The sequence below is a fragment of the Sphingomonas faeni genome (genome assembly GCF_040407495.1).
Lineage (GTDB): Bacteria > Pseudomonadota > Alphaproteobacteria > Sphingomonadales > Sphingomonadaceae > Sphingomonas > Sphingomonas faeni_D.
Window position 1 is genome coordinate 690,006 of record NZ_JAPZPP010000002.1, and the last position, 20,270, is coordinate 710,275.

General features: G+C 67.4%; 18 protein-coding genes. 10 read left to right on the forward strand and 8 right to left on the reverse strand.

Translation table 11 applies throughout. From position 1 onward, the window contains the following. Positions 1–52 precede the first annotated feature (52 nt). The 4 genes from O6W96_RS08235 to O6W96_RS08250 all read left to right on the forward strand — a co-directional run bounded on the left by O6W96_RS08235 (position 53) and on the right by O6W96_RS08250 (position 4,112). Positions 53–1,408, forward strand: coding sequence for a M48 family metalloprotease (locus O6W96_RS08235; RefSeq protein WP_353469091.1), 1,356 nt, complete (start codon positions 53–55; stop codon positions 1,406–1,408). After that, on the forward strand, positions 1,405–2,115 hold the full coding sequence (locus O6W96_RS08240; protein WP_353469092.1) for a DsbA family protein: 711 nt from the start codon (positions 1,405–1,407) through the stop codon (positions 2,113–2,115). Before O6W96_RS08235 ends, O6W96_RS08240 begins: the two co-directional genes overlap by 4 nt. Positions 2,116–2,293: 178 nt before the next feature. After that, entirely contained in the window at positions 2,294–3,223 is a 930-nt protein-coding gene (locus O6W96_RS08245; protein ID WP_353469093.1) for an ABC transporter ATP-binding protein, read from the forward strand. A gap of 127 nt (positions 3,224–3,350) precedes the next feature. Then, complete coding sequence (locus O6W96_RS08250) at positions 3,351–4,112, forward strand: ABC transporter permease (RefSeq protein WP_056065813.1); 762 nt, start codon at positions 3,351–3,353, stop codon at positions 4,110–4,112. A gap of 140 nt (positions 4,113–4,252) precedes the next feature. Here the strand turns inward: O6W96_RS08250 and O6W96_RS08255 are convergent, their stop codons facing one another. The 5 genes from O6W96_RS08255 to O6W96_RS08275 form a co-directional block, all read right to left on the reverse strand. After that, positions 4,253–6,103, reverse strand: coding sequence for a CocE/NonD family hydrolase (locus O6W96_RS08255; protein ID WP_353469094.1), 1,851 nt, complete (start codon positions 6,101–6,103; stop codon positions 4,253–4,255). A 52-nt stretch (positions 6,104–6,155) separates the two neighbouring features. Beyond that, a complete protein-coding gene (locus O6W96_RS08260; protein WP_353469095.1) occupies positions 6,156–6,887 on the reverse strand; it encodes a CPBP family intramembrane glutamic endopeptidase in 732 nt (243 codons plus the stop codon). 262 nt (positions 6,888–7,149) lie between these two features. Next, the gene (gene glpX / locus O6W96_RS08265; protein ID WP_056065803.1) at positions 7,150–8,121 is read right to left on the reverse strand and encodes a class II fructose-bisphosphatase; all 972 of its coding nucleotides are present in this window, start codon (positions 8,119–8,121) and stop codon (positions 7,150–7,152) included. 61 nt (positions 8,122–8,182) lie between these two features. Further along, positions 8,183–9,001, reverse strand: a complete 819-nt coding sequence (gene dapD / locus O6W96_RS08270; RefSeq protein ID WP_353469096.1) for a 2,3,4,5-tetrahydropyridine-2,6-dicarboxylate N-succinyltransferase — start codon at positions 8,999–9,001, stop codon at positions 8,183–8,185. After that, on the reverse strand, positions 8,998–9,663 hold the full coding sequence (locus tag O6W96_RS08275) for a pyrimidine 5'-nucleotidase (RefSeq protein WP_353469097.1): 666 nt from the start codon (positions 9,661–9,663) through the stop codon (positions 8,998–9,000). The genes dapD and O6W96_RS08275 overlap by 4 nt, the downstream gene beginning before the upstream one ends. 113 nt (positions 9,664–9,776) lie before the next feature. On the opposite strand from O6W96_RS08275, the gene O6W96_RS08280 reads away from it, so the two are divergent. Beyond that, the gene (locus O6W96_RS08280; protein ID WP_353469098.1) at positions 9,777–10,775 is read left to right on the forward strand and encodes an LLM class flavin-dependent oxidoreductase; all 999 of its coding nucleotides are present in this window, start codon (positions 9,777–9,779) and stop codon (positions 10,773–10,775) included. A 150-nt stretch (positions 10,776–10,925) separates the two neighbouring features. Here the strand turns inward: O6W96_RS08280 and nudC are convergent, their stop codons facing one another. From nudC to mutY, 3 genes are read right to left on the reverse strand one after another with little or no spacing between them, the layout of a single operon-like run. Continuing rightward, complete coding sequence (gene nudC / locus O6W96_RS08285) at positions 10,926–11,804, reverse strand: NAD(+) diphosphatase (RefSeq protein ID WP_353469386.1); 879 nt, start codon at positions 11,802–11,804, stop codon at positions 10,926–10,928. Positions 11,805–11,809: 5 nt separating this feature from the next. Further along, positions 11,810–13,162 carry a serine hydrolase domain-containing protein gene (locus tag O6W96_RS08290; protein ID WP_353469099.1) on the reverse strand — a complete coding sequence of 451 codons (1,353 nt, stop codon included), beginning with the start codon at positions 13,160–13,162 and terminating at the stop codon, positions 11,810–11,812. Further along, on the reverse strand, positions 13,159–14,208 hold the full coding sequence (gene mutY / locus O6W96_RS08295) for an A/G-specific adenine glycosylase (RefSeq protein ID WP_353469100.1): 1,050 nt from the start codon (positions 14,206–14,208) through the stop codon (positions 13,159–13,161). The genes O6W96_RS08290 and mutY overlap by 4 nt, the downstream gene beginning before the upstream one ends. Positions 14,209–14,234: 26 nt before the next feature. Between mutY and O6W96_RS08300 the strand changes: the two genes are divergently transcribed. From O6W96_RS08300 to O6W96_RS08320, 5 genes are all read left to right on the forward strand, one after another. After that, positions 14,235–14,813: a DUF721 domain-containing protein gene (locus O6W96_RS08300; RefSeq protein ID WP_435372198.1), complete on the forward strand. Its 579-nt coding sequence runs from the start codon at positions 14,235–14,237 to the stop codon at positions 14,811–14,813. Next, positions 14,813–15,478: a thioredoxin domain-containing protein gene (locus O6W96_RS08305; RefSeq protein WP_353469101.1), complete on the forward strand. Its 666-nt coding sequence runs from the start codon at positions 14,813–14,815 to the stop codon at positions 15,476–15,478. The genes O6W96_RS08300 and O6W96_RS08305 overlap by 1 nt, the downstream gene beginning before the upstream one ends. A gap of 26 nt (positions 15,479–15,504) precedes the next feature. Continuing rightward, positions 15,505–16,245, forward strand: coding sequence for a thioredoxin domain-containing protein (locus O6W96_RS08310; RefSeq protein ID WP_056051660.1), 741 nt, complete (start codon positions 15,505–15,507; stop codon positions 16,243–16,245). Between the two features lie 278 nt (positions 16,246–16,523). After that, complete coding sequence (locus O6W96_RS08315) at positions 16,524–19,910, forward strand: chromosome segregation SMC family protein (protein WP_353469102.1); 3,387 nt, start codon at positions 16,524–16,526, stop codon at positions 19,908–19,910. A gap of 48 nt (positions 19,911–19,958) precedes the next feature. Further along, a complete protein-coding gene (locus O6W96_RS08320) occupies positions 19,959–20,255 on the forward strand; it encodes a putative quinol monooxygenase (protein WP_353469103.1) in 297 nt (98 codons plus the stop codon). Positions 20,256–20,270 lie beyond the last annotated feature (15 nt).

Consider the following 20,270-nt stretch of genomic DNA (forward strand, 5'->3'; position numbering starts at 1 on the left):
CCCGACCGCACGACCATTGCCCCCCCGCCCCCAATCGACGATACCCCGTAATATGAAGCGCCTAGTAGCCGCCGCAGCCACCGCCCTCCTCCTCTGGACGACGCCCCTCCAGGCCCAGTCGATCCTCCGCGACGCCGAAACCGAAACCATGTTCGCGGAGATGTCGAACCCGCTCATCAAGGCGGCCGGGCTCTCGACGCGCGACGTGAAAGTCGTCCTTATCAACGACGAATCGATCAACGCGTTCGTCGCCGGCGGGCAGACCGTCTACGTCCACTCTGGCCTCATCCAGGCCGCCGACAACGCCAACGAAGTCCAGGGCGTCATCGCGCACGAGCTCGGCCACATCGCCGACGGCCATGTCGTCCTCGCCGACCGCGGCACCAAGCCCGCCATGGGCATGTACCTCCTCTCCATGGTGCTCGGCCTCGCCGCGATGGCGGCCGGCAGCGGCGAAGCGGGCGCCGGCATCATGGCGGCGGGCCAGCAGGCGGCGATGGGCAGCTACCTCTCGTTCAGCCGAGTCCAGGAATCGACCGCAGACGCGACCGGCGCGAAATTCCTCCGCGAGGCCAACGTCTCCGGCCGCGGGATGCTGAGCTTCTTCAAAAAATTGCAGCAGCAGGAATACCGCTTCGGCACCGCCAACATCGATCCGTTCATGCAGTCGCATCCGCTCTCGGGCGAGCGCGTCGCGACGCTCACTGCCGACCTGCAAGCGTCGCCCGCCTGGGCCAACAAGCCCGACGCCGCGCTGGAGGAACGCTTCCGCCGCGTGAAGGCGAAGCTCGCCGGCTACGTCATGCCCGCCGACCAGACGCTGCAAGCCTACCCGCCCAGCAACCAGTCGATCTACGCGCACTACGCCCGCGCCTACGCGTATCATAAAGCCGGCTACCCCGAGAAAGCCGATGCCGAGGCCAACGCACTGGTGAAGGCCGAGCCGACCGACCCGTATTTCCTCGAAATCAAGGGCCAGATCCTGCTCGAAGCGGGCAAGCCGACCGAGTCGCTCGTCCCCCTGCGCGAGGCCACGGAGGGTTCGCGCAACAACCCGCTGATCGCCACCACCTTCGGCCACGCGCTGATCGCGACCGAAAACAAGGCGAACTACCCCGAGGCCACCAGGGTCCTGCGCACCGCGGTCGGCCGCGACGACCAGAACCCGTTCGCCTGGATGCAGCTCGGCACGGTCTACGAACTGACCGGCGATACCGCGCGCGCCGCACTCGCCACGGCCGAGCGCGCCAGCATGGGCGGCGACATGCGAACCGCCTCGGCGAGCGCGCAATATGCGCTGGCGAACATCCCGGCCAACACCACCGACTGGATCCGCGCGCAGGATATCGCGATGGCGGCGCAGAACGAGATGGACGACAATCCCAAGCAGTATAAGCGCCGCAAATGAGCAAACTTACATTCCCGGCGATCGCTATTGCCGGCGCCGTCATCGGAGGCCTCGCGGTCTGGGGCTATGACCGCCAGGGCGGTGGCGTCGAGCGCGCGCAGGTCGAATCGATCGTCCACGACTATGTCCTGGCGCATCCCGAGATCCTTCCCGAGGCGATGGAGAAACTGCGCGACCGCGAGTCCGGCAAGACCGTCACCGCCAACCGCGACGCGATCGTCACGCCGTTCGGCAACGCCTGGGCCGGCAACCCCAAGGGCGACGTCACGCTCGTCGAGTATTTCGATTACAATTGCGGATATTGCCGCGCGAGCCTGCCGATGATCGCCAAGCTGATCGCCGCCGACCCGAAAGTCCGCGTCGTCTTCCGCGAACTCCCGATCCTCAGCGCCGAAAGCCGCATCGCCGCCCGCGCCAGCCTAGCCGCCGCGCAACAGGGCAAGTTCGCCACCTTCCACGACGCGCTCTACGCCGGCGGACCGGTCAGCGATGCCTCGATCGCCGCCGCCGCGGGCAAGGCCGGCGTCGACACCACGCAGGCCAGTTTCACCAAAACCGCCGACGCTGAAATAGCCAAGAACATGGAAACCGCCGCCAAGCTCGGCATGACTGGCACACCTAGCTGGGTGGTAGGCGACCGGGTGTTGTCTGGTGCGTTGCCGCTTGAGGATCTGCAGAAAGCGGTCGCGGCAGCGAGAGCCGGCTGATCCCAACCAACCCGCCGTCATCCCCGCGAAGGCGGGGCCCCATACTGGCTACCGGTAGATCGAGCCGCGAACCGCTGAGTTTATGGGCTCCCGCCTTCGCGGGAGAACAAGAAGGGGAGGGAAGCCCTATCATTCCCCCCTCCCCACCCCCATCTTCCCCTCACAAAAAGGGGTGCCAATGACCGAACCGATCCTGTCCATCGCGGGCGTCACCAAGACCTACAAGAGCGGCACCACAGCCCTCCACCCAGTCGACCTAGACATCCAGAAAGGCGAGATCTTCGCCCTCCTCGGCCCCAACGGCGCGGGCAAGACGACGCTGATCAGCATCATCTGCGGCATCGTCACGCCGTCCGCCGGCACGATCAAGGTCGCCGGCTACGACGCGATCCGCGACTATAAGCAGGCGCGCAGCCGCATCGGCCTCGTGCCGCAGGAACTCAACGTCGACATGTTCGAGACGGTGCTCGCCACCGTCACCTTCAGCCGCCGCCTGTTCGGTCGCTCGGGGCACAGCGCGTACATCGAACAGGTGCTCCGCGACCTCTCGCTCTGGGACAAGCGCGACGCGAAGATCCGCGAACTTTCCGGCGGGATGAAGCGCCGCGTGCTGATCGCGAAGGCGCTCGCGCACGAACCCGAAATCCTGTTCCTCGACGAACCCACCGCGGGCGTCGACGTGGCGCTGCGCCGCGACATGTGGAAGCTCGTCCACCGCCTCCGCGAAGGCGGCACGACGATCATCCTGACCACGCATTACATTGAGGAAGCCGAGGAAATGGCCGACCGCGTCGGCGTCATCAACAAGGGCAAGCTGCTCCTCGTCGACGACAAGGCGTCGCTGATGAAGAAGCTCGGAAAGCGCGAGTTGGACATCGCGCTCCAAGACCCGATGACGGCGCTTCCCCCGGAGCTCGCCGAATGGGATCTGTCGCTGGAAGACGACGGCAAATGCCTGCGCTACGTATTCGACGCACAGGCCGACCATACCGGAATCCCGTCGCTGCTCCGCAAACTCAGCGAACTCGGCATCGGCTTCAAGGACCTCGAAACCAGCAAATCGAGCCTCGAAGACATCTTCGTCGATCTCGTCGGAGAACGCGCATGACCATCCTAAAAACCTTCCGTCACCCCGGACTCGTTCCGGGGTCCACCGTGCCGCAAACCAAGGGCTCGAAGATTATGCGCAACGGTAGATGCCGGAACGAGCCCGGCATGACGGAAGGCGAACGCGCATGAATACCCACGGTATTTGGGCGATCTACCGCTTCGAAATGGCGCGCGCATTGCGCACCCTGTGGCAGAGCCTCGTCACGCCCGTTCTCACCACCTCGCTGTATTTCATCGTCTTTGGCGGCGCGATCGGCAGCCGGATGCAGCAGGTCGGCGGCGTCGGTTACGGCAGCTTCATCGTCCCCGGCCTGATCATGCTGTCGCTGCTCACGCAGAGCATCTCGAACGCGTCGATCGGCATCTACTTCCCCAAATTCACCGGTACGATCTACGAGCTGTTGTCGGCGCCCGTCTCGGCGATGGAGATGGTGATCGGCTATGTCGGCGCGGCGACCACCAAGTCGGTGATCCTCGGGCTGATCATCCTCGCCACGGCCTCGTTCTTCGTGCCGCTGCGGATCGAACACCCGTTCGCGATGATCGCGTTCCTGATCCTGACCGCGGTCGCGTTCAGCCTGTTCGGGTTCATCATCGGCGTGTGGGCCAACGGCTTCGAGCAGCTCAACTTCGTCCCCGCACTGCTGATCACGCCGCTGACGTTCCTCGGCGGCGCGTTCTACTCGATCGACATGCTGCCCCAGCCCTGGCGGACGTTCAGCCTGTTCAACCCGGTCGTCTATTTGGTGAGCGGCTTCCGCTGGAGCTTCTTCGGCGTCGGCGACGTCGCGGTCGGGGTGAGCCTGGCAGTGACGGCGGGCTTTCTGGCGGTATGCCTGATCGCGATCGCCTGGATCTTCAAGACCGGTTGGCGGATGAAGAACTGACTGGAGATAGAACTACCACCCCGGCGGAGGCCGGGGCCCAATTGGTGAGGTTGCAGTAACGACGCGCTGTCTTTCGTCAGCAACGTTTCCCAATTGGACCCCGGCCTTCGCCGGGGGGGGGCATGCCAGCGCGATAGACCCTAGCGCATGACCGGCAACGTAATCCGAGACCCCGCGCAAACCTTCTGCGTCGCCTTCACATAATCCGCCGCCTTCGCCCGCCCGATGTTCGGCACGAACGACTGCGGGTTGCGGTCGATCATCGGGAACCAGCTCGACTGGATTTGCACCATGATCCGGTGCCCCGCTTTGAACACATGGTCATGGTCACGTAGCGGCACGTCCCACGCGACCACCTTGCCCGGCACGAGAGGCTGCGGCGCCGTATCGCTCGCGAGGAAGCGCCCGCGCCGCACCTCCATCGCGATCGGCAGTTGATACCCGTTCAACGTCTTCGCGTAATCGCCAGGCTGGGCCTGAGACTTGTCGAACGCCTCCGTATCGTCGGGCAGCACATCGATCAGCTTCACCACGAAATCGCTATCCGTCCCGCTCGTCGACGCCTGCAACGTCGCCGACAGCGCCCCCGTCACGGTCAAGTCCGCGGCCAGTGGCTCCGACACATACCCCAGCACATCGGGCCGGTGATCGACGAGACGCTGGTCGTCCGCCTCCCACCACGCCCAGTCCGGGCTGGCATATGTCGCCGACATCGGTCGCCGGCGGAACGGCACCGGGTTCGCCGGATCCGACACGTAATCGCGGCACCCCTCGCCCGCGACCGGGGCGGTGAACGACAGGCTGCCGTCCGTATGCAGGTAGAGCTCGGTCGTCTTGGCGCCCGTCGGAGGCCAGGCAGCATAGGTCTTCCAAACGTTCGAGCCCGACTGGAACATCTTCGCCGCAAAGTCCGGCCGCGAGCCCTTGCCGTGCAGCCAGTAGGCAAAGAACGGCGCCTGGATCTGCTCCTGGAACTGGGTGCCACTCGCCGTCCCGAGCGGGATCGGACCAAGGTGATCCGCCACCCCCTGCCACCCGCCATGCCGCCACGGCCCCGCCACCATCTGCGCCAGATGGTTCGGATCATTGCGCTTCTGACGCGCGTAGATCTGCCACGAGCCCCACGGATCCTCCTGATCCCAGAACCCCGCGACGTTCAGCGTCGGCACGGTCGTCTTGCCGAGCGCATCGGTCCAACGTTGCGCGGTATAGAACGCATCATGATTGGGATGATCGAGCAGCGACGTGAACATCGGCACCCGCCCCTTGAACACGGTCCGATCTATCGCCTCCGCCGAGCCAGCCTTCAGGAAATAGTCGTAGGTATCGCTCGGATACGCGAAGTCGGAATTCCTCGTCTTGTCGAGCTGCAGCGACGACACCCAGTCGGTCGCATAGCTCAACCGCAGCGCGCCGTTCCGGTGGAGGTCGTCCGACTGCCAGTAGTCGATCCATGCCGCCTGCGGGGAAACCGCCTTCAACGCCGGATGCGGGTTCGCCAGCGCCACGGCGGCGGCGAAACCGGGGTATGACACGCCCCACATGCCGACCTTGCCGTTGTTGGCCGGGACGTTCTTCACCAGCCAGCCGACCGTATCGTAGGCGTCCGTAGCCTCGTCGACCGCCTTCGGATCGTTCGGATGGACTGCGGTCGACAGCGTGAAGACACCGTCCGACTTGAACCGCCCGCGCATCGACTGGAAGACGAAGACATAGCCGTCCTTCATCAACGGTCCGAAGCGATCGGCGGTGGCGAATGGCGCATCGGGCACGCCGTACGGCGTCCGCTGAAGCAGGATCGGCAGCGGCCCGGTCATCCCGCGCGGCCGCATGATGACCGTCTGCAACTTCGCCCCGTCGCGCATCGGCACCATCACCTCTTCGAAGGTGAAAGGCGACTGGGTCGCGGTCTGTGGCGCGGTCTGCGCGAGCGTGGCCGCGGGAACCGCTGCGGTGACTGCAAACGCGAGCAGGAGGGCGTGACGCGACATGGAATTCCCTTTGTGGACCGTGCCGCGATTGGACGAACCCGCGCCCGTGAAGTCAAGCCGCGCGCCATGCTCCGGTCAGTATCGGACGCAATACCAGCGAGTTGAGATCGATCAGCGCGTGCAGGACCATCGCCAGCCACAGTTCCCCAGTCATCAGATACACCGCCGCCATCAGCGCGCCGACCAGCGTGGTCGCGATCACGCCCGCCCGCCCCTGATACAGATGCATCGCGCCGAACGCCGCGATAGCGACACCGAACGCGACGAACGCGCTGCCGGAGACGAACGCGACCAGCAGCGGCAAGAACAGGCGGAAAGCGAGTTCCTCGGACAACCCCGCCGCGATCGACATGGCGGCGGCATGCGCGATCTCCGGCCGGTTGCGCGGGAGCAGCGAGCCGACATTGCCGATCGTCTTGAGGACGCGCCAGTTACGCCGCGTCGCGAGCACCGCGCCGATGATCAGGCCCCCCAGCGCGCTGCCGCCGATCATGCCGAGCAGTTCCGCGCGGCTGTAGCCTTCGAAGCTGGGAAGGAGCGTGCGGAGGGCGTCGAACTCAGGCGGGACGGTAACGAGCGCGTCGAGGCGGCCGAGCAGGGCTAGTCCGATCACCGCCGGGAGGACGAAAGCGATCGCGGCCTTGGCAATCCACAGGCGGTAGGTCTTCTGCCGCGAGGCTGTGTCGGGGAGGCGCTTGGTGCGGCGGTAGCCGAGCAGGTCGCCCTTGAGGAACCAGACGAGGCTCATGATCGTGACGAGGAGGAGGACGTCGAGAAGGATCATGCCGACACTTCGCCCCTCCTGCGTTCCACCGCTCGGCCTGCTTGTTCTCCTGCGAAGGCGGGAGCCCAGTCTGGGTCCCCGCCTTCGCGGGGACACATGGTGGTTGGTTCACCACCCTCACCCGGCACTCACCTCGGCGAAGGCCCGGGCCCAGTTGGGCGACGTTGCTAACTACGGACAACGCTCCGTTACTCCGACCTTTCCACCTGGGCCCCGGCCTCCGCCGGGGAGGTGCTAAGTTGCCGGTCGGCGCAGTATCAAATCAATCAGTCCGATGCTCACCCTTGACCCACCGCACGGTCCCCGAAGAAGCCCGCATCACAACGCTCTCCGTCGTCATCTTGCCCTTCTTCCGCTTCACGCCCGCCAGCAACGAGCCATCGGTAACCCCGGTCGCCGCGAAGATGCAGTCGCCCTTGGCCAGCTCGGACAGATCGTACTGCTTGTCGAGGTCGGTAATCCCCCACTTCGCAGCGCGCCCACGCTCGTCGTCGTTGCGGAACAGCAACCGCCCCTTGAACTGCCCACCGACGCAGCGCAGCGCCGCGCACGCCAGCACGCCCTCTGGCGCGCCGCCCGAACCCATATACACGTCGACCGTGGTCTCTGGATCGGACGTCGCAATCACGCCGGCGACATCGCCGTCACCGATCAGCATGATCCCGCAGCCGACTTGGCGCAGTTCGGCGATCAGCGCCTCGTGACGCGGACGATCGAGCACGCACACGATCAGGTCGCGCGCCGGCACGCCCTTGGCGGCGGCGACGGCGTTGATGTTCTCGGTCGGCGTCTTGTCGAGATCGATGATGCCCTCGGGATAGCCCGGCCCGACCGCGATCTTGTCCATGTAGACGTCGGGCGCGTTGAGCAGCCCGCCCTCTTCGGCGATTGCCAGCACGGCAAGGCTGTTCGGCCCCGCAGTCGCGCAGATCGTCGTGCCTTCGAGGGGATCGAGCGCGATGTCGATCTTCGGGCCCTTGCCGATCGCCGAGCCCACCTTCTCGCCGATGAACAGCATCGGGGCCTCGTCGCGCTCGCCTTCGCCGATCACCACGGTGCCGTCCATGTACAGCGAGTTGAGCGCCTCGCGCATCGCCTCGACCGCCGCTGCATCCGCTGCCTTCTCGTCGCCGCGCCCGACGAGCGTGGACGCAGCGATCGCCGCAGCTTCGGTCACGCGGACCATTTCGAGGACGAGGACGCGGTCGAGAACCTGACTGGCGGCAGCGGTCAAAATATTTCTCCTAGGTATGTTTCGTCCCGGATAGGCAGCGCCCATCCGGTTGTCGACCCGATCAGTCCCTCAGCAGGTCGTTGATCGAGGTTTTGGAACGAGTTTGCGCATCGACCCGCTTGACGATCACCGCGCAATACAGCGCCGGCTTGCCGTCTCCGCCGCCGATCGAGCCCGGCACGACCACCGCATACGGCGGCACTTCGCCCTTGAACACTTCACCGGTCGCGCGGTCGATGATCTTGGTTGAGGCACCCAGATACACGCCCATCGACAGTACGGCCCCCTCGCCGACGCGGACGCCCTCGGCGACTTCGGCACGCGCACCGATGAACGCGCCATCACCGATGATGACCGGATCCGCCTGCAACGGCTCGAGCACGCCGCCGATGCCGGCGCCGCCCGACAGGTGCACGTTCCTGCCGATCTGCGCGCACGACCCGACCGTCGCCCAGGCGTCGACCATCGTGCCCTCACCGACATACGCGCCGATGTTGACGAAGCTCGGCATCAGGATCGCGCCCTTGGCGATGAAGCTGCCGCGGCGAGCGACCGCACCCGGAACGACGCGGATGCCTGCCGAGCGGAACTCCGCATCGCCCCAGCCGGCGAACTTCGACGGCACCTTGTCAAACGCAGGCGCACCGGCCGAACCACCGTCGATCACGACGTTGTCGTTAAGCCGGAACGAGAGCAGCACCGCCTTCTTGAGCCACTGGTTGACCTGCCAGCCATCTGCGGTCGGCTCGGCGACGCGCGCCGTCCCCGCATCCAGCATCGCCAGCGCGGACTCGACCGCGTCGCGAACCTCGCCCTTGGTATCCAGGCCGAGATTTGCGCGATCGTCCCAGGCGGCGTCGATGATGGTCTGCAAGGTCATGATGTCTCCAGGATGGTTTCGAGCCACGGCGCAAGCACCGGCACGGTAAAATCGATATGATCGCGCGCGATGTCGGGCGATTGCTCGGAGCCGTTGTCGATCCACACGGTCGTCATCCCGATCGCCTTGGCCGGCGTCAGGTTGCGCGCCATGTCGTCCGCGAACAACGACTCCCGCGGATCGATGTCGAACGCCGCGCAAAAGCCCGCATAGGCCGACGCATGCGGCTTGGGCATCAGGTCCATCGCATGAATATCGTGGATCGCCTCGAAGCTCGCCCCCAAGCCCAGCCGGTCAAGGATTCGCGTCGCATACGGCGTGTCGCCGTTGGTGAAGACGAGCTTGCGCCCTGGCAGCTTGGCGATCGCGGCGACCAGCGGCGCGTCGTGCTCCAGCACGTCCATCTCGATGTCGTGGACATGTGCCAGGAACGCGTGCGGATCGACATGGTGCTCGGTCATCAACCCCGACAGCGTCGTGCCGTGATTGTGGAAATACCCCTTCTGCACGCGCCGCGCCTCGTCATGCTCGAGCCCCAGCAGATCCTGGATAAACCCGGTCATCCGCGCGTCGACCTGTGCGAACAGGTCCGCACTCGCCGGATACAGCGTGTTGTCGAGATCGAAGATCCAGTTGCGGACATGGTCAAGGCGGGCAAGCATCGCGCGAACCTCTAGGCACCGCAGCCGATCGGGGCAAGGCGACGGTGCCTTTGCACTGTGCGACGGGCGCATAAGGGCTGGATAAGCTACCGCTCGGTACCTATCTCTGCTGCATGACACGCTATTCCCTGCTCGATCTGGTCCCCGTCATCGAAGGCGGCACCGTCTCCCAATCGCTGGCCAACGCGGCCGACCTCGCGCGGCATGCCGAGAGCGTCGGGTTCCAGCGCTACTGGGTGGCCGAACATCACGGCATGACCGGCATCGCATCGGCCGCGACCGCCGTCGTGATCGCGCACATCGCCGCCGCCACGAAGACGATCCGCGTAGGCTCGGGCGGCATCATGCTCCCCAACCACGCGCCGCTGACAATCGCCGAGCAGTTCGGCACGCTCGACGCGCTGTTCCCCGGGCGCATCGATCTCGGCCTCGGCCGCGCACCCGGTTCCGACCAGCGCGTCGCCCGCGCCATGCGCCGCACGCTGGAGACCGATGCCAACGCCTTCCCGCAGGACGTCATGGAGCTCCAGAGCTACTTCGCCAACGATGGCCAAACCGGCATCGTCGCGACCCCGGGCGCAGGCGCGGACGTCGAGATGTGGATACTAGGCTCCAGCACGTTTGGCGCGCAGTTGGCGGCGGCACTAGGCCTGCCCTACGCGTTCGCCTCGCACTTCGCACCCGATGCGCTCGATGCGGCGCTCGCGATCTACCGTCGCGATTTCCGCCCGTCGGCACGGCTTGCGAAGCCGCACGTCATGGCAGGCTTCAACGTGTTCGCAGCCGAGACCGACGCGGAAGCCGAACTGCTCGCTACTTCGCAGCAGCAGTCGTTCGTCGCGTTGCGCACCGGCAACCCAGGCCAGATGAAGCCGCCCCTCGCAGGCTATCGCGAGTCGCTCGGCGCGCAGGGCAACCAGATTCTCGACCACGTCCTGCAATGCTCGGCGGTCGGCAGCCCGGCCAAGGTCGCACGCGGCATCGCTGCATTCGTCGAGCGGACCGGCGTCGACGAGGTCATGGTGACCAGCGCGATCTACGACCACGAGGCGCGCAAGCGGAGCCTGTCGATCACCGCGGATGTGATGCAGGAATTGGAGATCGCTGCGTAAGTCGGGCGCGAGCCACCCATTACCACCACCCCGGCGAAGGCTGGGGCCCAATTGGGGAACGATGGTAACGGAGGACAGCACGTCGTTACTGCGACCTCTCCAATTGGACCCCGGCCTCCGCCGGGGTGGTTCATGCCGGCGGGTCGCGCCCTACTCCCCCGCCCATTCCCTCAGCAGCGTATACGCAATCGCATAAGGCGGCGGCGCGACGAACGGCCCCTCCTCACCACGCAGCACCGCACGCACCATCTCGCGCGGCACCCACATCGCATCCTCGAGCTCGTTCACATCGAGCGTGATCGCATCGTCCTCCGCCTCCGCGACGCACGCCATCATCAGCGAAGACGGAAACGGCCAGGGCTGGCTCGCGACATACCGCACCTTGCCGACCCGAACCCCCGACTCCTCGAGGATCTCGCGCGCAACCGCCTCCTCGATCGACTCGGCCGGCTCCACGAAACCGGCAAGCGCGGAATACCGCCCCGGCGGCCATCCCTTGCCGCGCCCGAGCAGCGCACGACCATCATGCTCGGCGATCATGATGACCACCGGATCGACGCGCGGGAAATGCTCGGTCCCGCAGTTCGGACACTTCCGTGCCCACCCCGCCCGGAACATCTCGGTCGGCGATCCGCACTTCGCGCAGAAGCCATGCCGGACATGCCAGTCGATCACACTCCGCGCGCCAGCGTACGTCGCCGCGTCGCCCGGCGCGAGCGCAGCCAGCACCGCCATCAGCGCGGGCGACCGCATTGCCGGCGCGTTGTCGACGCGCATGCCCGCCAGCAACGCCGCGAAATGCGGCCGCCCGCTCTCGTCGAGCCCAAGCAGGATAGGCTTGGCATCGTCGGGCATGTCCGCCATCGACGTCCATGCCAGGTGTCCGTCGTCGGTCGTGCCCGGCAACAACCCGTCGAGCACCAGCAGGCGCGCACGCCAATCGCGCTGCGCCGCCGCCAGCCCTTCCGGATCGTGGCGCAAAGCATCGGACCGGTCGAGCGTCCCACCGGTAAAACCCGGTGCGTCCATCACGCTCATCGGCGCAACCTCGCCGCGTCCTGCATCAGCGCCGCGACCACCTGCTGGCGCAGCGGTATCCGGTCCGCCGGGAAGTAATTGACCATCACGTTGCCGCGCGAATGCTTCGAAGGATCGACCCACGCGATCGTGCCCGCCGCACCACCCCAGGCATAGGTGCCCTTGCCAGGCCCGTTCGGCGTATCCGCGAGCACCACGGAGCCGCCCGCGCCGAAGCCCATGTTGCTCCCCTGCGTACCCCCGGTGCCGCCACCGACTCCGCCGAACACGACGCCCGCCGGCAACAGGTTCGACGTCGCCAGCGCGATCGTCTCAGGCTTCATCACGCGCACGCCGTCGAGCATGCCGCCGTCCTGGATCATGTGCAGGAACCGATCGTAATCGCGCGCCGACATCACCAGCCCGGCACCGCCATATGGGAAGCTAGGCTTCTGCAGGAAGACCGACGTCGCCGCTGGATCGAGCGGCGTCCGCGTATCGCCGATAAACGCATAGTTCGTCGCAAGCCACCCGACCTCGCTCTGCGGCACCTGCCAGAAGCTCGACCGCATCTTCAGCGGATCGAACAGCCGAGTCTGCACGAACCGCTCGAAGCTCATGCCGCTCGCAACCTCGATCACCCGACCCATCACGTCGAGCCCGATCGAATAGCTCCACTTGGTGCCGGGATCCGCGATCAACGGCAGCGTCGCGACGCGGTTGGCGAATTCCTCCAGCGACTTCGGCCGGACGGGCCGCATCTTCTCTTCCATCGCCGCGCTGACCGACAGCGGCAGGATGCCGAGCCGCTCATACTCCTTGAGCAGCGGCCCCTTGGTGATGATCGTGTAACCAAGCCCGGCGGTATGCGTCAGCAGGTTGCGGATCGTGATCGGCCGCACGGCAGGCCGCGTGGCGAGCGACGTGTCGGGGCTGGTCGCCACCTTCATGTCCTTGAACGCCGGGATGTATTTGCTGACCGGATCGTCGAGGTTGAGCTTGCCGTCCTCCACCAGCATCATCGCCGACATGCCGGTGATCGGCTTGCTCATCGAATACACACGCCAGAGCGAGTCGGGGCCGGCAGCGGGCGCGTTTGGATCGTCACTGATCTTGCCCGCCGACGGGAACAGCGTCGGACCGTCGCCAGCCCCAAACGCACCGACGATCCCTGGCATCTTGTTCTGCGCGACATAGCTGTCGAACAATGCGGACGTGGCAGGCAGCAGCGCCTTGACCGGGATTGTCATCCGCGGCGTCGGCCGAGCCTGCGGCGAAGGTTGCGGCCGCGGTTGCGCCTGCTGGGCATAGGCCGTGGCGGCGGCCAGCGCGGCAAGTCCGCCAGTCGAAATCCAGTGCACCAGTTTCATGCAGCTCTCCGTATGGTCTTGCCGGCCTTGGCGAAAACGGTCGGGAGCCCGGCGGTATCCAGCTCGTCGATCGGCCACCATTCGCTTGCCGTTGGAACGCGCGGTTGATGCGCCTCGACCGTCGCCACCGCAAGCGTCAGTTGCAGATCGAAATGCGTAAATCCATGCGCCACGGTTACGTCCAGCATCCGCCAGTCCGCCTGCGCCGGCGCATCCTCGAAACCGGGCGCAACATCACCCCAGGGCCCGGTCGGAAACGCGCGCATCCCGCCGAGAAGCCCCTTGTCCGGCCGCCGCACCAGCAACACCTGCCCGTCGCGCTCCAGCCAGAAGATCGTCCCGTACCGCTGAGGCTTGGCCGCCTTCTTGGCCTTCACCGGCAAACGCTCGGGCGCGCCCTGCTTGAAGCCTTCGCAAAACGCGCGGATCGGACACAACAAGCACTTCGGTGCGCGCGTCGTGCAGATACCCGACCCCAGATCCATCATCGCCTGCGCGAAATCCCCCGCGCGAGCGTCCGGCGTGATCGAGTCCGCCGCGACCCGAATCGCAGGGCGCGCGGCCGGCAAAGGCGTCTCGATCGCGAACAGCCGCGCGACCACCCTCTCGACATTCGCATCGACTACCACTGCACGCTCGCCAAACGCGATCGCCGCCACCGCCGCCGCCGTGTAGGCGCCAAGCCCCGGCAAAGCGCGCAACTCCACCTCGGTCCGCGGAAACACGCCGCCATGCTCGGCGACCACGGCCTTCGCCGCCTTCACCAAATTGCGTGCCCGCGCGTAATATCCAAGCCCCGCCCAAGCCGCCATCACATCGGCATCGTCCGCCGCCGCCAGACTCGCGAAATCCGGCCACCGCGCGGTCCACGCGAGGAACCGCGGCGTCACCGCGGCCACCGTCGTCTGCTGCAACATCACCTCGGACAGCCACACCCGGTACGGATCGACCGTCTCGCCCGGCTTCGCGCGCCACGGCAGGTCGCGGCGATGCGCGTCATACCAGTCGAGCAGGGCCCCGGAGACCGAAGAGCGCTTGGCGTTCACGCGTCGCCTATGGCATGGGTTCGCAGATGAGCAAGCCGCCCGTTTCTGTGCCTAAATCTGCGACGCCCAAGCCGGCGACGACCAAGTCTGCGTCAGGGCGCATGAAAGGCAAGACCGATCCCGACGCCCCGCGCGAGAACCGCTCGCGCGCCGTCGCCGAGCTGTTGCCCGCGATCGGCGGCGCGGCATTCCGGCGATTCGGCTTCGTCCAGTCGTCGATCGTCAGCCGCTGGCCCGAGATCGTCGGCGCGAAATTGGCCGGCGCGAGCATTCCCGAATCGATCCGCTTCCCGGTCGGCAAGAAGCAGGACGGCGTCCTCACGCTTACCGTCCGCGGCGCGCACGCTCCGATGATGCAGCACATCGCGCCCGAGATCATCGAGCGCGTGAACCGCTTCTTCGGCTATGCCGCGATCGTGAAGGTCGCGATCCGCCAGGGCGAGGTCGCCGCCCCCGTCCCGCGGAAGGCCCCGCCTTCGATCCGCCCGGTCCCCGTCGATCTCGGTATGAGCCTGAAGGGCATCGCCGATCCGGAACTGCGCGCCGTCCTCGAATCCCTCGCCGCCGGCGTCGCCTCGACGCACGGCCTTCCCAGGATCAACTGATGCGCGTCTTGCTTGCCGTCTTCGCCCTCTTCCTCCTGACCGGCGCCGCGCCCAAGCGCGACTGGTCGCAAACCGCGCGCATCCTCCCCTCGGGCGCGTATTTGATCGGCAACCCCGCCGCGCGCGTGAAGCTGGTCGAATATGCCAGCTACACCTGCTCGCACTGCGCCGACTTCTCGGTGAAGTCCGAACCCGTGCTCAAGCGCCAGATGATCGCGTCCGGCTCGACCAGCCTCGAATTTCGCCACTTCATCCGCGACCGACTCGACCTTGCAGCAGCGATCCTCGCGCGCTGCACCGGCCCGAAAGGCTTCTCCGCCACCTCGTCCGCGATCTTCGCCGCACAGCCGCAATGGCTCGAGCGCGGGATCGAATACCAGCAAGGCAACGCCGCGCGCCTGAACATGTACCCCGCCGCCGCCCAGATCCGCGCCAACGCCGACGGCTCCGGCCTGACCGCGTTCGTCAAGGCGCGCGGGCTCTCGGACGCGGCGATCAACGCATGCTTCGCCAACCAGCCCGAGATCGACCGCATCGTCAAACTGACCGCCGACGCGCCGAAGGAGATCGACTCGACGCCGACCTTCTACCTCAACGGCAGACTCGTCCCGCATGTCGGCTGGGAACAGCTCGAACCCGCGCTCCGCAAGGCCGGCGCCCGTTAATTCTCGTGATCCACTGGAGTAACCCGATGAAGTTCCTGACCACGCTCGCCGTCCTGCCGCTCGCGCTCGCCGCCTGCTCGAAGAACGACTCGACCGGTAACGTCGACCAGCCCGCCGCCGCGCCGGTAGCAGCCGCCGCAGCCCCCGCCGGCCAGAACTGGACCGAGACGGTCGTGAAGACCCCCGAGGGTTACCTGATGGGCAACCCGAACGCGCCGATCAAGCTCGTCGAATACGGCGCGCGCTCGTGCCCGACCTGCGGCGCGTTCGGCCGCGAGGCGTACAAGCCGCTGACCGAGAAGTACGTCTCGACCGGGAAGGTCAGCTTCGAATTCCGCGACTTCCTCGTCCACGGCGCGCCCGACGTGGCGCTGACGTTGCTCGGCCAGTGCGGCGGCGTCGCGCCGTTCTTCCCGATCCTCGAGCAGATGTACGGCAACCAGATCGCCTTCCTCGACAAGCTCCAGGCGATGACCCCCGACCAGCAGAAGGCGCTCGCCAACCAGCCGCCGACGGTCGTCGCGACCAAGCTCGCCGAACAGATGGGCGCGATCGATTTCGTCAAGCAGCGCGGGATCCCGGAAGCCAAGGCGCGCGCCTGCCTCGCGGATCAGAAGCAGCTCGAAGTGATGGCCAAGCCGACCGAGAACGCGATGCAGGCCGGTACCGTGACTGGCACGCCGACGTTCCTGATCAACGACAAGAAGCTCGATCAGGTCGTGAGCTGGGATCAGATGGAGAAGGCGCTGAAGGCGGCTGGGGCGTAAGCTAACCCCGCCACCAGTAACTACCACCCCGGCGAAGGCCGGGGCCCAATTGGGGGACGTTGCTAACGGAGATCAGCGCTTCGTTACCGCGACCTCTCCAATTGGGCCCCGGCCTTCGCCGGGGTGGAGGCAAGGGCGGTAAGCGTGCCCGCGGGTAGCCCGCCCCCTTGTTCTCCCGCGAAGGCGGGAGCCCAGTCTGGGTCCCCGCCTTCGCGGGGACACAAGGTGCAACGGCTTGGTATCAGACCAACATCGCTTACAGCCGGGGGGCGCCAAGAATGCAGATCAAGCGCCTCCGCATCACCGGCTTCAAGAGCTTCGTCGACCCCGCCGACCTCCGCATCGAACCCGGCCTGACCGGCGTCGTCGGCCCCAACGGCTGCGGTAAATCCAACCTCCTCGAAGCGCTCCGCTGGACGATGGGCGAGGCGAGCGCGAAATCCCTGCGCGGCGCCGGCATGGAAGACGTCATCTTCGCCGGCACCGCCACCCGCCCGCCCCGCGACTTCGCCGAAGTCTCGATCCTCGCTGAAATCGCCGGTGACGAACGCGAGATCGTCCGCCGGATCGAACGCGGCGCCGGCTCCGCCTACCGGATCGACGGCCGCGACGTTCGCGCAAAGGACGTCGGCCTCCTCTTCGCCGACGCCGCCACCGGCGCGCACTCGCCCGCACTCGTCAGCCAGGGCAAGATCGGCGCGGTCATCGCCGCCAAACCCGCCGACCGCCGCGCAATGCTGGAGGAAGCCGCCGGGATCGCCGGCCTCCACGTCCGCCGCAAGGACGCCGAGGGAAAACTCCGCGCTACCGAAGCCAACCTCGCCAAGCTCGACGAGATCATTTCCGACCAGGACGCGCGCGCCGCCACGCTGAAACGCCAGGCCCGCGCCGCCGAACGCTACCGCCTCATCTCCGCGCAGATCCGCGTCGCAGAAGCGCGCACATTGTTCGCCCGATGGCGCGAAGCCGCTACCGCAGCCGATGCCGCCAAGGCCGAAGCCACCGCCGCCGAAACCCGCGTCCACGCCACCGCCGAAGCCGAGCGCACAGCCGCCGCAGACCAGCATCGCGGGATCGAAGCCGTCTCCACCGCGCGCACCGCAGCGCTCGCCGCGCGCGACCTGGTCGGCGATCTCGCCCACCGCCTCGCCGCGCTCAAAACTGAAAAAGCCAGCGTAGAGCGCAGGATCGCCGACCTCACCGACGCCCGCGCCCGGATCGCCGACGACCGCGCCCGCGAAGGATCGCTCGCCAGCGACGCCGCCGCCGCGCTCGCGCGCCTTGCCGACGAGGCCAAGACGCTCGACACCGCGATCGCCGACGCCACCGCCGCGATCCCCGATCTTGACGCAGCGCTCGCCGACACCGAACGCAAAGCCCGAGACGCCGAAGTCTCCCTCGCCCAGGCGTTAGCCACGCACGCCCGCGACGCCGCCGAAGTCCGCGTCGCCAGCGCAGCCCTCGCCGCAGCCCGCACCCGCGCCGACCGCGCCGACCGCGACGCCGCGCAGATCGCCGCCGCCCTCCGCGCCCTCGGCGACCCTGCCCCGCTAGCCGCAGAGCGCGAAACCGCCGCCGAAGCCCGACGCGCCGCGACCGCCGCAGCAGAGTCCGCCCGCCAGGCCATCACCCAGGCAGACACCGACGAAGCCGCCGCGACCAGCGCGCGAGACGCCGCCGAAACCATCCGCGCCACCGCCCGCGCAGACCTCGCCGCGATCGACAGCGAAGTGACGGCGCTTACCAAGGCAACGCAGCGCAGCGGCCGCGATCGGCTGCTCGACCATGTCTCGGCCAGCACCGGCTACGAACGCGCACTCGCCGCCGCGCTCGGCGACGATCTCGACACCGGCCTCGACGCATGGGCGGGCGCCGAGTCTCGCCAAGACGACCCCGCCGCGCCCGCTGACGCCGAACCGCTGGCAAAGCATGTCGACGCGCCCCCCGCCCTCGCCCGCCGGCTCGCGCAGGTCTTCGTCGTCGACACCTATGGCCAGCAACACCTCGCCGTCGGCCAGCGCATCGTCACCCGAGACGGCCAACTCCGCCGCTGGGACGGCTTTACCGCAACCGGCACCGGTGCCGCGGCAGCAGAACGCCTCGTCCGCCGCAACCGCCTCGCCGCACTCCAGGCCGCTCGCCCCGCTGCAGCCAAGGCGCTGGACGACGCCGAACGAACCCGCGCCGCGATCGACGAGCGGATCGCCCAAGCCCGAAGCCAGTCGCAAACCGCCCGCGCCGCCCTGCAACGCGCCGAAACCGCCGCGCGCGACGCCATCCGCCAGGAGGACCGCGCCGCCGCCGCGCTCGAACGCCTCGCCACCCAGCGCGCAGACCTCGACGTCCGCGCGCAGCGTATCGCCGACGACGTCGCCGACGCGCACGCCGACCGCACCCGCGCCGAAGCCGCGATGGCCGCCGTCCCCGACGGCACCGCCAACGCGCGCCAGGTCGCCACGCTCCAATACGACGCCGAACGCGCCCGCGCCGCCGTCGCGCAGGCCCGCGCCGATCGCACCACGCTCGACCGCAGCATCGCCGCCCACCGCGAACGCCTGTCCGCAGCGGAAGCCGACACCCGAAGCTGGCGCGCGCGCGCGGGTGAAGCCGCCAAGCGCATCGCCGCCATGGACTCGCGCGAAACCACGCTCGGCACCGACCTCGCCGCGATCGCCGCTCGCCCCGCCGCCCTCGACGCTGAAATCGAGACGCTCGACGCCGAACACCAAGACGCGCGCACAACCGCCGACGCGCTCCTCGCCGCCGAACGCACCGCGGAAACCGCCGCCCGCACCGCCGACGACGCCCACCGCGCCGCCACCGAAGCGCTTGCCGTCGCCCGCGAAACGCGCGCCGGCGCGATCGCCCGCGTCGAAAACCACGAAGCGCGCCGCCTCGATCTCGGCCGCCTCTCAGGCGAACGCTTTCAATGCCCCGCCCCCGTCCTCCCCGAACGCCTTGGCTTCTCGGTCGCCGACGTCCGCGCGCCGGCCGAGGAGTCCGCCACGCACGATCGCCTCACCACCGACCGCGAGCGGATCGGCCCGGTCAACCTCGTCGCCGAAACCGAACTCGCCGAACTCGAAGATTCCGCGCGAGGCAACGCGGTCGAGCGCGACGAACTCGGCCAAGCCGTCAACCGCCTGCGCGGCTCGATCGGCACGCTCAACCGCGAAGGCCGCCAGCGCCTGCTCGCCGCGTTCGAGGCAGTGAACGGCCATTTCCAGCGCCTCTTCACCACGCTCTTCGACGGCGGCGCCGCGCACCTGGAACTGATAGACTCCGACGATCCACTCGAAGCCGGACTCGAGATCATGGCGCAACCGCCCGGCAAGCGCCTCCAGTCGCTGACGCTGCTGTCGGGCGGCGAGCAGGCGCTGACCGCGGTCGCGCTGATCTTCGGCCTGTTCCTCACCAATCCCGCGCCGATCTGTGTGCTCGACGAGGTGGACGCGCCGCTCGACGACGCCAATATCGAGCGCTTCTGCGACCTGCTCGACCGCATGTCGCGCGATACCGACACGCGCTACCTCGTCGTCACGCACAACGCCGTCACGATGAGCCGCATGCACCGCCTGTTCGGCGTCACGATGATCGAACGCGGTGTCAGCCGCCTCGTCTCGGTCGACCTGCAAGCCGCGACCGGACTGATCGCCACGGCATGACGTTTGCGATAGGGTAGCCGCTCCATCTATGTTCGAGGAACCGAAACCATGGCCGTCAAGGTAGTTGCGTTGGTCACCGTCAAGCCGGGCCAGGACGACGCGTTCGTCGCTGCGGCAAAGATTTGCGTCGCGGCATCGCGGGCCGAGCCGGGCGTGCTGCACTACGAGCTTTGGCAGGAAGGCGAAGGCGAGCGCCGCTTCGTGTTCAACGAACTCTATGCCGACGATGCAGCCGTACAGCAGCACATGGCGTCGGATCACTTCAAGGCGTTCGGCCTTGCCGCGCGCGATCTCGCCGCCGCCCGCCCGACGATCATCGTGACGCACCCGGTCGACATCGGCTGATCGATCGGCCGAACG